The sequence below is a fragment of the Pseudomonas sp. ASL7 genome (genome assembly GCF_056680375.1).
This window is the reverse complement of the sequence record NZ_CM155279.1, coordinates 1,080,341-1,094,324: the sequence shown is the minus strand read 5'-3', so window position 1 is coordinate 1,094,324 and position 13,984 is coordinate 1,080,341. Positions and strand designations below refer to the sequence as shown.

Below are 13,984 nucleotides of genomic sequence, written 5' to 3'. Positions count from 1 at the left end.
CCTCAATGCCCCACAGGAAAGGCAATCGGCGCCGAACGCGCCAACCCGCCGCGGCACTTGAGCACGCGCAATTGCGCAGGTTGGGCATCGATGGCGATGCGCAGGGCCGCTGGCGAAGGGTTGATCGCTTCACTGATCGAACGGTAGGCGAACGCCAGGGTCGAGCCGGTTTCCGCCGCCACCTGCAAGCGACGCAACGCCCGATCATCCGCTTTGTGCGGCCAGCACAGCACCGCGCCGCAACTGCCCGAACGCAGGCATTGTTCCACCGCCCACAGCGCATCGCGCTCGCTGGCCTGGATGATCGACAACTGCCGAAGATCGACCCCGGCGTTCTGCCACGCCAGGGGATACGGCACGTAAGGCGGCGCCACCAGCACGATGCGCTCGCCCGCCGCCGACAGCCGCGCCAGTGCCGGCCACACCAGTTGCAACTCGCCCACGCCTTGCCCGGCCAAAAGGATTTCGGTCAGCGCCGCTTCCGGCCAGCCACCGGTGGGCAACGCCGCATCCAGCGCGGCATGCCCGGTGGGTTGCGGGCTGACAGTCGGTGGCGCAGGCCGGCCCTTCCAGACCTGGCCGCCATTGAACAGCGTATCCAGCGCAACGACGGCACCCATCACCCTTGCCTCACCAACCCGCAGAACACCCCTTCGATGGCCAGGTCCTGATCGGCTTCGACGATGATCGGCTGATAGGCCGGGTTGCGTGGCAGCAACCGGACCACGTCGCCGACCCGTTCAAACCGCTTGATGGTGACTTCCCCGTCCAGTCGGGCCACAACAATCTGGCCGTTGATCGCCTCGGGACTGCGGTGCACACCCACCAGATCGCCATCGAGAATGCCATCCTCGATCATCGAATCACCCTGGACCCGCAGCATGTAGTCCGGCACCCGCGAGAAAATCGACGGGTCGAGCATCAACCGGCTATGGACCTCGGCGTCGGCCCCGATCGGCGCCCCCGCCGCCACCCGGCCCAGCACCGGAATGTCCAGCAGTTCGGGACGCGCCGGTTGTCCGAGCAAACGAATGCCCCGGGCCTGATGCGGGTTGACCTCGATGAAACCGGCCTCGGTCAGCGCCAGCACATGCTTGCGCGCCACGCTGCGCGAGGCGAAGCCGAACGCCTCGCTGATTTCTGCGAGGCTCGGAGACTGGCCATGTTCGGCGATTCGATCGCGGATAAAGGTCAGGATGGCGGTACGGCGGGGAGTGAGAGTGGTCATGGAGTACATTTGTACTCTTTCGGCTTTTTGCTGGCAAGCGCCGCCAGTCAGCTCAGCCACTTCCTCCTGTAGGAGCGAGCTTGCTCGCGAGGAATTCGAAGGCGACGCATTTTTCCAGACAGTACGCGTTATTGTTCACGTCCATCGCGAGCAAGCTCGCTCCTACACAGGTTTCAGGTGAGTCCCGAGAGATAGGACCAGGGGTAGATGCCGCGTTCGTGGCCGTCGCTGAAGATCAGTTGCAGGCCGTAGCCCTGCGCGTTCAGTTCCGTCACTCGCACCCGAGCGTCGACCATCGGCATCAGGCCTTTCAATCGAAACGCCCGGCATTGCGAACACGGGCACTGACGGCGTAATTGCGCATGATCTAGCAACTGCTCGCGTCCGTCCGGCCAGTTCAACCGCAACTGCCGTTTGCCCTGGGAATTGCCAATCGCCAGCGGGTTCATTGCAGCTGACTCAGGGCGATGCGCACGGCTTTGCGCACTTCCGGGTCGCCGTCATCTTGTGCGGCCTCCAAGGCGGCGATGGCGCCTTTATCGTCCAGTTCTCCGAGGGCCAGGGCGGCTTCCTTGCGCAGGTTGCTGATGCGGTGGCCGAGGGTTTCGATCAACGCTTGCAGGGCCGGAGCGTACCGCAAGCGGCCGAGGCTGCGGGTGGCGCGCAGGCGAACTTGCCAGTAATCGTCGTTCAAGGCCTCGACCAATGCCGGACCGGCGTCGGCATGCCCGACCTTGCCCAACGTGGTGGCGGCTTCCTCGCGGACTTGCCAGGCCTCGTCCTGCAACGCCTGGCGCAGTGCCGGCAGCACTTGAGCGTCGCAGGCCAGGCCCAAAGCACCGGTGGCGGCGCGGCGGACTTCGGTGTCCGGATCCTGGCTGGCCAATCGGGCCAAGGCCGGCAACGCATCGAGTTGTTTGAGCCAGCCGAGTACGCCGACCGCTTCGCGGCGCACACTGGCGTCTACGTCGTTCAAGGCAATGAGCGCTGCCGCCGCGGCATCGGGGAAACGTAACTCGCGCAAGGCTCTGAACGCGGCGATGCGCACCGAGATCTCGGCATGCCCGGTCCACGGCAGAATCACCCGACCCGCCGCTTCGCTTTTCAGCAAGCTGAGGCTTTGCGCGGCGGCGGATTGCACGGCCGGCGATGGATCGGTCAGTGCCTGGCACAACGCTTCGACGACTGACTCGTCCTCCCAGGCTTCGAGCAATCGTGCGGCTTCGGCGCGGACCTCTTCGGTCGGGTCCTGCGCCAGTCGATTGACCAGCCAAAGCAAGCCGTCCGGCTCTTCAAGATCGGCCAGTTCGATCAGGGCAATCCGGCGCACACCGGGATCGTTATCGGTCAGGCGTGGTTGCAGGGCAAGAATGTCATCGTTATCGGTTACATCGAATAGAGAGGTCATAGGGCAAATCGCGGCAGTTTGTTTTCAGGGGGAAGTCCGAGAGGGTTCAGGCGTGGCAACTGCCGACCGTCTTCATGACGCAGTAATTGGAGGCAATGGCGCTTCAAGCGGGAGAACTCATGGCTTGTCACCAGGTCGGTGGTGCGTGGCCGCGGGAAATCGAGGCACAGGTCTTCGATGATCCGGCCGGGGCGCGAACTCATGACCAGCAGGCGGTCGGCGAGGAACAGTGCTTCGTCGATGTCATGGGTGACGAACACTACGGTGGTGCGAATCCGCGTCCAGATGTCCAGCAACAGCGCCTGCATGTTCAGCCGGGTCAGGGCATCAAGGGCGCCGAAGGGTTCGTCCATCAGCAACAGCCGTGGGCGATTGATCAGCACCCGGGCGATTTCCACCCGTTGCTGCATGCCGCCGGAGAGCTGATCCGGCCAGCGATCGGCGAAGCCTTCCAACCCCACCAGCGCGAGGATTTCGTCGGCGGCTTGGTGGCGTTCGGTTTTGCCGATGCCGCGCATTTTCAGGCCGAAGGCGACGTTGTCACGCACGGTTCGCCAGGGGAACAACGTGTGGTGCTGGAACACCATACCGCGTTGCGGTGATGGGCCAGAGACCTGCGCGCCATCGACTTTGAGCGTGCCGGCGCGCGGTTGAAGGTGTCCGGCCAGCGCGCCGAGCAAAGTGGATTTGCCGCAACCGGAGGGTCCCAGGATGCAGACAAACTGGCCAGGGTCGATCTGGCAGTCCAGACCTTGCACGGCTTCGAAAGCAGCGCTGCCCTCCCCCAGACTGATGGACAGTTGGCGAATATCGATTCGCCCTTCAGGGTGCTGAAAAGCGCTCATCAGGTTTTTCCTCGTGGTCGATGCCAGGGCGTGAACAACCCGCCCAGACGTTTGATCAGCAGGCTGCTGCCCATCCCGAGAACGCCGATCAGCAACATGCCGACGACGATGTCGGCGTAGTTCTGAATGGTGTAGGACGCCCAGGTGTAATAGCCAATGCCGTACTGGCCGGCGATCATTTCCGCGGTCACCAGACAGAACCATGAAGTGCCCATGCCAATGGCGAGGCCCGTGATGATGCTCGGCGCGGCGCCCGGCAGGATCACCTCCCGCAGAATCGCCCGTCGCCCTGCCCCGAGGCTTTTGGCCGAGGCGATCAGCCGTGGGTCGACACCCTCGACGCCGTGCACGGTGTTGAGCAGGATCGGAAACAGCGCACCGGTGAAGGTGATGAAGACCATCGACATTTCAGACGACGGGAACATCAGGATGGCCAAAGGAATCCAGGCGACTGCCGGGATCGGGCGCAGGACTTCCAGCGGTGGCAGCAATAAGTCTTCGGCCCATTTCGAGCGACCGATGGCCAGGCCGAGGGCGATGCCGATGACCAGCGCCGCGATGTAACCGGAGAAGACCCGGCTGAGGCTGCTGCCCAGGTGCTGGGCGAGTTTGCCCGATTCGCCGAGGCCGAGGGCTGCGTCGATAACTGCCAGCGGGGTCGGGACGTTGGCGAAGGTGACCAGGCCAAGGTTCCAGTGTTGGCTCGCGGCGAGTTGCCAGAATAGAAGGCAGAGCAGCAAGGAGGCGGCTCTGGGGATCCAGCGTGCATATGATCGGTACACAATAATTCCTCTCAACCCAGATCCTGTGGGAGCGAGCCTGCTCGCGAAGGTGTGTCAGCTAAATGGTTGTCGACTGACACACCATCGCGAGCAAGCTCGCTCCCACCGTTGATCTTTGGTGAATTCGATATTTGCGCTCGACTGCGATCCCTGTGGGAGCGAGCTTGCTCGCGAAGGTGTGTCAGCTAGATGGTTGTCGGCTGACACACCATCGCGAGCAAGCTCGCTCCTACAAGGGGTCTGCGGTGTTTTGGGTTAGCGGGTGGCGACGGCCTGGGTCGTGGCGTCGGTGAAGTCGAAGACTTTGCCGCCCTGGGCCGTGGCGAATTTTTCGGCCTGGCCTTTGAGCAGAAATGCGCTGAGGCGCCCTTTCGCATCACTGGCAAACCACGCCTGATCCGCCAGCAACTTGATCCCGCTGTCACTCGCCTGGGCATACACCGCACGGATGTTTTTGCCTTCCGACTTCAGGCTCGCCAATGCGCTGAACGCCGACTCCGCCGAGGAGTACTGCCGGACCTTCGCTTCACCACGCACCCAGATCTCGGCGACATGACTGAAGTCGGTTATGGCTTTGCCCGTCGATGCATCAATGGCCTTGAGCGGCGTCTGCCCGTAGTTGGCCAGTTGTGCGGTGTAGTCCAGATTCGAGGCCTTGAACGCGGCGCGGATGTATTGGTCATCAATGAAGGCATTCAGATCGAGTCCGCGATCAGCTTTCTTCAACAGCTTGAGCGTATCGATAGCGGTACCGACCGCCTGACGGTATTCCGGCTTCCAGCTCAGGTCGCGGGTCTGTACACCGAGCGGACCATGGAACAGATAATTCACCTCGGCATCGACACCGGTAACCTTGGCGATCAACTCACTGTATTTTTCCGGTTCAGCGGCGAGTAACTGATTGGCTTCGATGCTCGCGCGCAGATAGGCGACGACGATTTCCGGGTACTTCTTCGCGTAGCTCTGATCGACCAATGCACCATGGAAAGTCGGTGCGCCGGCCTGGGAACCGTCATAGATTTTGCGAGCGAAGCCACGGCTCGGGAACAGTTCGGCAAACGGCACGAAATCGGCGTGAGCATCGATCTTCCCGGCCTGCAACGCCGAGCCTGCGACCTCCGGCGGCTGCGCGATGATGTTCACGTCTTTAAGCGGGTCCCAGCCCTGCGCCGCTACCGCTCGCAGCAACATGCCATGGGCCGTCGAAGCGAACGGCACGGAAATGGTCTTGCCCTTGAGCTCGGCCAGGGACTGAACGCCCGACGCGCTCGGCACCACGATGCCGTTGCCACTGCCTTTGGTGCTACCCGACAGGACGCTGATGAACAGGCTGTGCTTGCCCGCCGTTTCGAATGCCACGCCGTTGAACGCACCGGGGAAATCGGCCATGGCGCCGAAGTCGAGTTTGCCGGCGACCATCTCGTTGGTCAGCGGTGCGCCGCTGGTGAAGTTCTTCCACTCGACCTCGTATTTGGCGTCTTTGTAGGGACCGTCGTGGGGCAGGTATTTGTCGAGCAGACCGAGCTCACGAATCAGCAATCCGCCCGCGGCGCAATTGATGGTGGTGTCCTGGGTGCCGATAGCAATGCGTATGGTTTCGGCCGAGGCCGACAGGGTGAATGAGGCCAGTACCAGACCGGCTAATGCTGCGCGCAATAACATAGTGTTTCCCCTCGAATCATTTATTGGATATTCGTCTCCGCCACGATCTGGGCGCGGTGGGAAACGAGGGGTGTTTTGAATCAAGCGTCCGGTGTTGCCGGATGGCTTTGAGTTGTCTGTACTCGATCCACTGTGGGAGCGAGCCGGCTCCGGGCGGCGTTCCGACGAAAGCGTCGGGTCAGTGGATGGAGATGCCTGCTGGGCCGGCCTCTTCGCGAGCAGGCTCGCTCCCACAGGGATTGTGTTTCAGCGCAACAGATAGGGGATCTCCACTTTCACCGCCCCGGTCGGACAATCCTTTTCACACGGCATGCAGTACCAGCATTCATCGAAGGCCATGTAGGCCTTTTGCGTGGCTGGGTTGATGGCCAGCAGGTCCATCGGACAGACATCGACGCACACGGTGCAGCCTTTGTGGGCGATGCATTTGTCCTCGTCAACCGTGACGGGAGCGTTGGAGCGGAAGAAGATTTCCTGGGGCTGATAGGCCATATCGCGGTCTCTCTCTTTTGTAATACTCACGCCGCGTCGGCACCGACCCGCAGCCGGTCGTAGGCCTGCATTTCTTCGGCGTCCAGCGGGATGATGTAAGGCTCGACGGCTTTCTTGAAACTGGTCATCAACCCGTTTTCACCCTTCTTCAGGTGGCAATGACAGAACCAGTCGCTGTCGTTGCGTTGCGGGTGATCGACCCGATAGTGATACAGCCCCCAGCGACTCTCGGCGCGAAACAGCGAGGCACGGGCGGCCATTTCCGCGCAGTCGCGGATCATGCTGACTTCCATGGCGCGCATCAGTTCGTGGGCGTTATGGGCCTTGATCTGATCGAGGTCGCGCTGGATATCGCTGAAGCGTTGCAGGCCGATTTGCATCTTCTTGGTCACTTTCGGCGGTTGCAGGTAGTCGTTGACGAAGCGCCGCAGCTTGTACTCGACCTGAGCCGGTGGCAGACCGTGTTCGCGGTCCAGTGGCGCGTAGACCCGGGCCTTTTCCGTTTCGATCTGTTCGAGATCCAGCGCCGAAAACTCGCGCTCAGCCACAAACGCCGCCGCGTTGGTGCCGGCAAACCAGCCATAGGTAAACGCGCCGAGCATGTAGTTATGCGGGACTGCGGCCATGTCTCCCGCTGAATACAGCCCCTTCACCGAAGTCTCTGCCCGCTCGTTGACCCACACACCCGACGCCGAATGCCCGCTGCAAAAGCCGATCTCGGAGATGTGCATCTCGACCATCTGTGTACGGTAATCGGTACCGCGATTGGCGTGGAACTGGCCGCGACTCGGGCGCTCGTTGCTGTGCAGGATGTCTTCGATGTTCTGGATGGTTTCCTCGGCCAAATGGTCGAGTTTGAGAAACACCGGGCCGTTGCCGCTTTCGAGTTCCTGGTGGAACTCCCACATCATTTGCCCGCTCCAGTAGTCGCACTCGATAAAGCGCTCGCCCTTGTTGTTCGCCGTGTAACCGCCCAACGGGCCAGTAACGTAGGCGCAGGCCGGGCCGTTGTAATCCTTGATCAACGGGTTGATCTGGAAGCATTCGAGGTTCGCCAGTTCGGCCCCGGCGTGATAAGCCATGGCGTAACCGTCGCCGGCATTGGTCGGATTTTCGTAGGTGCCCATCAGGTAACCCGAGGATGGCAAACCCAGACGTCCGGCCGCGCCGCAGCACAGAATGACCGCTTTGGCCTTGATCACATGGAAGTCGGCGCTGCGGCAATCGAAGCCCATCACACCGTTGACCGCGCCCTCTTCGTCTGTCAGCAACCGCGTGCAGACGAGGCGATTGGTGATGCTCACCCGCGCCCGCTTCAACTGGCGGTACAGGACTTTTTTGATGTCGTGTCCTTCCGGCATCGGCAGCACGTAAGCGCCCATGTGGTGAACCTTTTTCACCGCATAGTCGCCGGTTTCGTCTTTCTCGAATTTCACGCCCCAGCGGTCCAGTTGCTCGATCGTTTCAAAGCTATGGGTTGCATAGGCATACACCGCGGCCTGATTGACGATGCCGTCGTTGGCGATGGTGATTTCCTTGGTGTACTGCTCCGGCGTCGAGTGGCCGGGGATGATCGCGTTGTTCAGGCCGTCCATGCCCATGCTGATCGCGCCGCTGCGTTTGACGTTGGCCTTGTCGATCAGCAGCACGCGCAGATCACGGTTGTGTTCCTTGGCCTTGATCGCCGCCATCGGCCCCGCGGTGCCGCCGCCGATCACGACAATGTCGTATTCCTGTTCGAGCGTCTTTCTATTCATGGAGCTGCTAGTCATCGAGCTGTGGGTCATGCCTGCGCCCCTTTTTGCCGGTCGATCCGCAAGCGGTACTGGAAGGCATCGCCGCGGTAGTAAAGGTGTTCGAAGTCCACGGGCTGGCCGCTGGCATCGTGAGTCAAGCGCTCGATGCGCATGATCGGCGAACCGGGTTCGACGTTCAGCGCCTGGGTCAGGTCGCTGTCAGCCAGCACGGCGTCAATGGCCAGGTCGGCGTGGCCGAGGGCCAGACCACAGTCATTTTCAAGAATCAGGAAGATGTCGCGGGTGACCAGATCAGCCTTCTCCAGGCGTTCGCCAATGGCCTTGGGCAGGTAAGTAATTTCCAGAGAAATGGGTTCGCGGTTGATCAGCCTGACGCGCTTGATCTGGGCCACGATCTCGCCTTCGGCGACCTGCAGACGCTCGGCGACGAGTTTGTCGGCGGCGATGAATTTGAAACTGCGCAGGCGGTTGATCACCTCATAGCCGCGACCGGTCATGGACTCGGCCAGGCCTTGCAGGGTGCTGACGTTCTGGAAGGTTTTCGGCTTGGCGACGAACGTGCCCTTGCCGTGGATCTTGAAAATCAGCCCTTCTTTCTGCAGATCACCCAAGGCCTGGCGCACGGTGATGCGGCTGACATTGAACAAGGCACCCAGCTCGCTTTCGGAGGGCATCTGGCTGTCTTGCGGGTATTCGCCGTCGAGGATCCGGGCACGCAGCACATCCCGCAGTTGGGTGTGCAGCGGGACGCTACTTAGGGATAGAACGTTTTCGGTCATGGCAGATCACTTGTTATAACGAGTTATGACGTGATCTTAGAGAGCGGGTGTGGGGGTTGAGAAATATTGTTTAAGCATAAGGTTAGATTCGCCGGGCCACCGCCCCTGTAGGAGCGAGCTTGCTCCGGGCGGCGTTCCGACGATGGACGTCAAAGCGCCGCGGTTCGTCAGGAAGCCGGCGTTATCATTGACGTTTTTCGCGAGCAAGCTCGCTCCTACAGGGCAGGCTTATTGTCAGCGGCGTTCGATATGCAGTGCGCGCAGATCCAGACGACCGTCCTTGAGCGGCGGGCACCAGTAGTAGCCGCCGGTGATTGGGCGACTGATGCGGTACAAACCATCGGTGATGCCGTCTTCCAGGCCGCTCATCCGGCGCAGTTGAGCTTCAAAGGCATCGAGGGAAAAACCGAAGGCCAGGAACATCAGACCGGCGCGGTCGCCTTCGATCCACGGCATCGAGCGGCGAACCACGAACGCTTCAGGGGCAAAGCTTTCCTGGGCGGTGCGTTTGACGTGGGCCGAGATTGGCGCGTCGTCGAGTTCTTCGTTGTCGCTCAAGCGGCGGCCCATGATGTTGTCCTTCTCATGGGCTGGCATCGCGTGGAAGCCCTTCAGGTCATGCTGCCACTGCTGGATCGCGGCGAAGCTGCCACCCACCATGCCGTCAGCGCCTTCACCCACCAGCGCAGCAGCCACGGCGGCTTCGTCGTGAGGATTTTCGGTGCCGTCTTCGTAGCCGGTGAGGTCGTGGCCAGTCATGTGGCGGAAGGTCTCGTTCATCTGCACCAGACGCAAGGCCGGTGCCAATGCCACTGCGATGGCGTTGCTGCGATGGAGCAATTCGCCACGGTCGACACCGTGCAGCCAGCACCAAAGGGCGTGCTGGGTCGACGGGTTATCGACGCCAACGCCGGTCAGCGCAGGAAAGGTCCGCAGGCCTTCGATTTGACCCCGCAGGGCTTTAACCAGGGATTCACCGAAACCGACCACGACGGACTTCCCGTCCACCAGCGCCTTCAGGTTTTCAAGGGCCGCGGGCAGTGCAGCGACGGATTCGAGGGCGAAGAACATATGACGGGCTTGAGGCGGAACTGGGGTGGCGAGAATGCCCGGCTGGTAATAACTCATATGAACTCCTTTTAGAAAGAGCTCGAAGTTTAACCGCAGCATCGGCCGTTGTGTGTTCCCAGGTCAAAAGATCGCCTGCTGCGCCAACTCGCACTTAAAAAACCGATCCATTAAGGCGTATAACCTTTGAAGTGAATTCTCAACGGCGAGCCGCCAGCGCATGGCTGACATCACATGGAGTAGCGACATGACCCCAGCACCTATCCTTGGCAACCTGTTTCCTGACGCCAGCAGCATCCCGGAAAAGTACCGCCTCGACGGCCAGACCGAGCAACGTGAATACCTGGTCGATGGCGAGTTGAAAACCTGGTCCGGTCCCCTCGCTCAAGTCCGCAGCCCAGTGTATTTGGCCGGCGAGCATGGCGATGAACAAGTCATCCTCGGCAGCACGCCGCTGCTCGACGCCGACACCGCGCTGACCGCCCTCGATGCCGCCGTCCGTGCCTATGACCGTGGCCAGGGCCTGTGGCCGACGATGCGCGTGGCCGAACGTATCCAGCACGTCGAAGCGTTCCTGGGACGCATGCGCGAACAACGCGACGCCGTGGTCAAGTTGCTGATGTGGGAAATCGGCAAAAACCTCAAGGACTCGGAGAAAGAGTTCGACCGCACCTGCGACTACATCGTCGACACCGTCAACGCCCTCAAGGACCTCGACCGCCGCTCCAGTCGCTTCGAACTGGAACAGGACACCCTCGGCCAGATCCGCCGCGTCCCGATGGGCGTGGCGTTGTGCATGGGGCCTTATAACTACCCGCTTAACGAAACCTTCACCACGCTGATTCCGGCGCTGATCATGGGTAACACCGTGGTGTTCAAGCCGGCCAAGCTTGGGGTATTGCTGATCCGCCCGCTGCTCGAAGCCTTCCGCGACAGCTTCCCGGCCGGGGTGATCAACGTGATCTATGGCAGCGGTCGCGAAACCGTCAGTGCGCTGATGGCCAGCGGCAAGATCGATATCTTTGCGTTCATTGGCACCAACAAGGCCGCCAGCGACCTGAAAAAACTCCATCCGAGACCTCATCGTTTGCGCGCGGCGCTGGGCCTGGATGCGAAAAACCCCGGTATCGTGTTGCCCGAGGTGGATCTCGACAACGCCGTCAGCGAAGCAATCACCGGCGCCTTGTCCTTCAATGGCCAGCGCTGCACCGCGCTGAAAATCCTCTTCGTCCACGAAGACGTGGTCGAGGCCTTCATCGAGAAATTCAACGTCAAACTCGCCAGCCTCAAACCCGGCATGCCTTGGGAAAGTGGCGTGGCGCTGACCCCATTGCCGGAGTCGGGCAAGGTCGATTACCTGCACTCGCTGGTGGCGGATGCCGTCGGCAAAGGCGCCACCGTGGTGAACCCTAACGGCGGTGAAGCCCGCGCCTCGTTTTTCTACCCCGCCGTGTTGTACCCGGTAACCCCGCAGATGCGCGTCTACCAGGAGGAGCAATTTGGCCCGGTCGTGCCGATCGTGCCTTACCGGCATTTAGACACCGTGATTGATTACGTCCTGGAATCGGACTTCGGCCAGCAGTTGAGTATCTTTGGCTCCAACCCGGTGGCCGTCGGCCGTCTGGTGGACACCTTTGCCAATCAGGTCGGACGCATCAACCTCAACGCCCAATGCCAGCGCGGCCCGGACACCTTCCCGTTCAACGGCCGCAAGAACTCCGCCGAGGGCACACTGTCGGTGCATGATGCATTGCGGGTGTTTTCGATCAGGACATTGGTCGCGACCAAGTTCCAGGAAACCAATAAAGAGCTGATCAGCGAGATTATCAGCGGACGGAGTTCGAGTTTCCTGACCACTGATTACATCTTCTGAGGAGACCAAGGCTGAGTACATTCGGAGCCAATCATCTGCCGCCGCTGATGCGCCGACTACTGCGTCCGTTGCTGGATCCGTATCAGCGCTATCGCCATGCCAGGGTAATCCACGCAGTGCGCGTATCGCTGGGGTTAATGGCATCCATCCTGCTGACCACCGGCATCAACCTGCCCCACGGCGAGTGGGCGTCGGTAACGATGCTGGTGGTGATCGGTGGTTTGCAGCACCACGGCAACATTGGAAAAAAAGCGGCCGAGCGCGCCACCGGCACCTTGATCGGAGCTGCTGTCGGTTTATTGCTGGTGGCTCAACAAGCGTGGCTCGGGATGCCGTGGCTGACCTATTTCGCGATGGCGGTGATTTGCGGCTTCTTTTCGTACCACGCCATTGGCAAGGGAGGTTACACCGCGCTGCTGTCGGCAATTACTGTGTTCATCGTCGCGGGGCATGGAGACAATCCGATTACCGACGGATTGTGGCGTGGTGTGGACATTCTGATCGGCATCACCCTGGCCCTGGCGTTTTCCTTCGCCCTGCCGCTGTACGCGGTTTATTCGTGGCGCTACAACCTGGCCGATGCGTTGCGCGACTGCGCGACGATTTACGGACGCATCATCAATGGCCAATCGGTCGCCGATGACGAGCACCACCGGCTCATTGGCCGTTTGAACACAGTGATGGTGCAACTGCGTTCACTGATGCCGTCGGTGTCCAAGGAAGTGAAGATCTCCATGACCGAACTCGACGCGATTCAGCGTCATTTGCGGATGTGTGTCAGCACCCTGGAAATTCTCGGCAACACCCGGCCCGATGTCAGTGCCCCTGACTCCATGGTTCATCTGCAATCGGCGTTGAAAGCGGAGCATCGACGGATTCGGGTGCAACTGGTGGGGATGGCGCGGGCGTTGAAATCCGGCGCCTCCCAAACACTCAACCGCCCCATTGAGTTGACGTCAGATTCAAGCCTGGACGCGCTGGTTTATAACCCGCTGGACGGTTACCGGTTATTGATCCGGCAGCTGGCCAGCAACATCGGCGAGATGCGTCAGCGATTGGCAAAGACCGCGCCGCGCTGGAACATTTGATTACTGCGTAACTGTCCGCCGAAACTTCAAGCTCCAGCCTTGTTGCATGCCAGCGGCGGCCAGCAAAATCGCGGCAACACCGATCCATTGCAGCGGCTCCAGACGATGGCCGAAGGCAAACCAGTCGACGAGAATCGCCGCAATCGGGTAGATGAACGACAACGCGCCGGTCAGTGCCGTCGGCAGCTTTTGAATCGCTCCGTACAGCAGCACGTACATCACGCCCGTGTGAATAATGCCGAGCGTCACCAGGCTGGCCCAAGCACTCGGTGCTTGCGGCAACGCGGAAAAGTGCGCGAACGGCGCGAGCAACAACACACCGGTGCTGACCTGAATCAGCGCAATCAGGTGCGGCGGCGTGCCGGTCAGGCGTTTAATGATCAACGCCGCAATCGCATAAAGGAACGCAGCCCCCAGCGCCAGCGCGATGCCCATCAGGTAATCGTTACCGCTCTCACCCTGACCGCCATGCGCGCTGACAATCGCGAGCATCCCGAGAAACGAAATGCCCAGCCAGAACAGTTTCTGCAGGGTGATTTTCTCGTTGAGAAATAGCGCGGCCAGGCCCACCAGCATAAACGGCTGAACGTTATACACTGCGGTGCCGATGGCAATCGAGGCGCGGGAATAGGATGCGAACAACAGCACCCAGTTGCCGACAATCGCCACGCCACTGATCACTGCCAGCAGAAAGGTGGTGAGGGTCAGAATGCCGGGACGCAGGAAACCGAACGCTGCGCAGATCAGCAACAAGGTGCCGGCACCGAATACGCAACGCCAGAACACCACGTCCAGCACAGGTTGCCCGGACACCAGCACGAACCAACCGATGGTCCCGGAAATCAGCATGGCGGCGGTCATTTCGAATGACCCGCGACGAATTGTTTTGTCCATCATCAGACTCCTGTGTTTGAGACCAAAGTATGCCAATCCACCGAGGAGCTTCTCCAGCGCAAAAAGCAGGCTAAACTTCGCATCTGCCTTTTTTATCAAGGCAGTTTT

At 60.8% G+C, this 13,984-nt stretch carries 14 protein-coding genes; 2 read left to right on the top strand and 12 right to left on the bottom strand.

The window, feature by feature from the left end; genetic code table 11:
• Nucleotides 1-2: 2 nt before the first annotated feature.
• From imuA to AC1MDT_RS05060, 11 genes are all read right to left on the bottom strand, one after another.
• Nucleotides 3-620, bottom strand: a complete 618-nt coding sequence (gene imuA / locus AC1MDT_RS05110) for a translesion DNA synthesis-associated protein ImuA (protein ID WP_480421000.1) — start codon at nt 618-620, stop codon at nt 3-5.
• The gene (gene lexA / locus AC1MDT_RS05105; protein WP_480420999.1) at nt 620-1,237 is read right to left on the bottom strand and encodes a transcriptional repressor LexA; all 618 of its coding nucleotides are present in this window, start codon (nt 1,235-1,237) and stop codon (nt 620-622) included. The genes imuA and lexA overlap by 1 nt, the downstream gene beginning before the upstream one ends.
• Before the next feature lie 164 nt (nt 1,238-1,401).
• Nucleotides 1,402-1,677 carry a DUF971 domain-containing protein gene (locus tag AC1MDT_RS05100; protein ID WP_480420998.1) on the bottom strand — a complete coding sequence of 92 codons (276 nt, stop codon included), beginning with the start codon at nt 1,675-1,677 and terminating at the stop codon, nt 1,402-1,404.
• A complete protein-coding gene (locus AC1MDT_RS05095; protein WP_480420997.1) occupies nt 1,674-2,636 on the bottom strand; it encodes a HEAT repeat domain-containing protein in 963 nt (320 codons plus the stop codon). The genes AC1MDT_RS05100 and AC1MDT_RS05095 overlap by 4 nt, the downstream gene beginning before the upstream one ends.
• Nucleotides 2,633-3,481: an ABC transporter ATP-binding protein gene (locus AC1MDT_RS05090; RefSeq protein WP_480420996.1), complete on the bottom strand. Its 849-nt coding sequence runs from the start codon at nt 3,479-3,481 to the stop codon at nt 2,633-2,635. Before AC1MDT_RS05090 ends, AC1MDT_RS05095 begins: the two co-directional genes overlap by 4 nt.
• Complete coding sequence (locus AC1MDT_RS05085; protein WP_480420995.1) at nt 3,481-4,263, bottom strand: ABC transporter permease; 783 nt, start codon at nt 4,261-4,263, stop codon at nt 3,481-3,483. Before AC1MDT_RS05085 ends, AC1MDT_RS05090 begins: the two co-directional genes overlap by 1 nt.
• Nucleotides 4,264-4,518: 255 nt before the next feature.
• Nucleotides 4,519-5,925 carry an ABC transporter substrate-binding protein gene (locus AC1MDT_RS05080; protein WP_480420994.1) on the bottom strand — a complete coding sequence of 469 codons (1,407 nt, stop codon included), beginning with the start codon at nt 5,923-5,925 and terminating at the stop codon, nt 4,519-4,521.
• A gap of 246 nt (nt 5,926-6,171) precedes the next feature.
• On the bottom strand, nt 6,172-6,417 hold the full coding sequence (locus AC1MDT_RS05075) for a 4Fe-4S dicluster domain-containing protein (RefSeq protein ID WP_003180418.1): 246 nt from the start codon (nt 6,415-6,417) through the stop codon (nt 6,172-6,174).
• A gap of 26 nt (nt 6,418-6,443) precedes the next feature.
• Nucleotides 6,444-8,174 carry a fumarate reductase/succinate dehydrogenase flavoprotein subunit gene (locus tag AC1MDT_RS05070; protein ID WP_480420993.1) on the bottom strand — a complete coding sequence of 577 codons (1,731 nt, stop codon included), beginning with the start codon at nt 8,172-8,174 and terminating at the stop codon, nt 6,444-6,446.
• Between the two features lie 26 nt (nt 8,175-8,200).
• Complete coding sequence (locus tag AC1MDT_RS05065; RefSeq protein ID WP_480420992.1) at nt 8,201-8,953, bottom strand: GntR family transcriptional regulator; 753 nt, start codon at nt 8,951-8,953, stop codon at nt 8,201-8,203.
• Nucleotides 8,954-9,187: 234 nt separating this feature from the next.
• The gene (locus AC1MDT_RS05060) at nt 9,188-10,081 is read right to left on the bottom strand and encodes a Dyp-type peroxidase (RefSeq protein WP_480420991.1); all 894 of its coding nucleotides are present in this window, start codon (nt 10,079-10,081) and stop codon (nt 9,188-9,190) included.
• Between the two features lie 187 nt (nt 10,082-10,268).
• On the opposite strand from AC1MDT_RS05060, the gene AC1MDT_RS05055 reads away from it, so the two are divergent.
• Both AC1MDT_RS05055 and AC1MDT_RS05050 read left to right on the top strand, forming a co-directional pair.
• Nucleotides 10,269-11,894 carry an NADP-dependent glyceraldehyde-3-phosphate dehydrogenase gene (locus tag AC1MDT_RS05055; protein WP_480420990.1) on the top strand — a complete coding sequence of 542 codons (1,626 nt, stop codon included), beginning with the start codon at nt 10,269-10,271 and terminating at the stop codon, nt 11,892-11,894.
• A 47-nt stretch (nt 11,895-11,941) separates the two neighbouring features.
• Nucleotides 11,942-12,982, top strand: coding sequence for an FUSC family protein (locus tag AC1MDT_RS05050; protein ID WP_480420989.1), 1,041 nt, complete (start codon nt 11,942-11,944; stop codon nt 12,980-12,982).
• Here AC1MDT_RS05050 and AC1MDT_RS05045 read toward each other — a convergent pair whose 3' ends face one another.
• Complete coding sequence (locus AC1MDT_RS05045; RefSeq protein ID WP_480422705.1) at nt 12,983-13,876, bottom strand: DMT family transporter; 894 nt, start codon at nt 13,874-13,876, stop codon at nt 12,983-12,985.
• Nucleotides 13,877-13,984: the final 108 nt, after the last annotated feature.

Bases quoted from the DNA above. Each gene is read 5' to 3' on its own strand.
- imuA (WP_480421000.1), bottom strand. From the start codon at position 620: ATGGGTGCCGTCGTTGCGCTGGATACGCTGTTCAATGGCGGCCAGGTC.
- AC1MDT_RS05070 (WP_480420993.1), bottom strand. From the start codon at position 8,174: ATGAATAGAAAGACGCTCGAACAGGAATACGACATTGTCGTGATCGGC.
- AC1MDT_RS05080 (WP_480420994.1), bottom strand. From the start codon at position 5,925: ATGTTATTGCGCGCAGCATTAGCCGGTCTGGTACTGGCCTCATTCACC.
- AC1MDT_RS05055 (WP_480420990.1), top strand. From the start codon at position 10,269: ATGACCCCAGCACCTATCCTTGGCAACCTGTTTCCTGACGCCAGCAGC.
- AC1MDT_RS05065 (WP_480420992.1), bottom strand. From the start codon at position 8,953: ATGACCGAAAACGTTCTATCCCTAAGTAGCGTCCCGCTGCACACCCAA.
- AC1MDT_RS05060 (WP_480420991.1), bottom strand. From the start codon at position 10,081: ATGAGTTATTACCAGCCGGGCATTCTCGCCACCCCAGTTCCGCCTCAA.
- AC1MDT_RS05095 (WP_480420997.1), bottom strand. From the start codon at position 2,636: ATGACCTCTCTATTCGATGTAACCGATAACGATGACATTCTTGCCCTG.
- AC1MDT_RS05045 (WP_480422705.1), bottom strand. From the start codon at position 13,876: ATGGACAAAACAATTCGTCGCGGGTCATTCGAAATGACCGCCGCCATG.
- AC1MDT_RS05075 (WP_003180418.1), bottom strand. From the start codon at position 6,417: ATGGCCTATCAGCCCCAGGAAATCTTCTTCCGCTCCAACGCTCCCGTC.
- AC1MDT_RS05050 (WP_480420989.1), top strand. From the start codon at position 11,942: ATGCGCCGACTACTGCGTCCGTTGCTGGATCCGTATCAGCGCTATCGC.
- lexA (WP_480420999.1), bottom strand. From the start codon at position 1,237: ATGTACTCCATGACCACTCTCACTCCCCGCCGTACCGCCATCCTGACC.
- AC1MDT_RS05090 (WP_480420996.1), bottom strand. From the start codon at position 3,481: ATGAGCGCTTTTCAGCACCCTGAAGGGCGAATCGATATTCGCCAACTG.
- AC1MDT_RS05100 (WP_480420998.1), bottom strand. From the start codon at position 1,677: ATGAACCCGCTGGCGATTGGCAATTCCCAGGGCAAACGGCAGTTGCGG.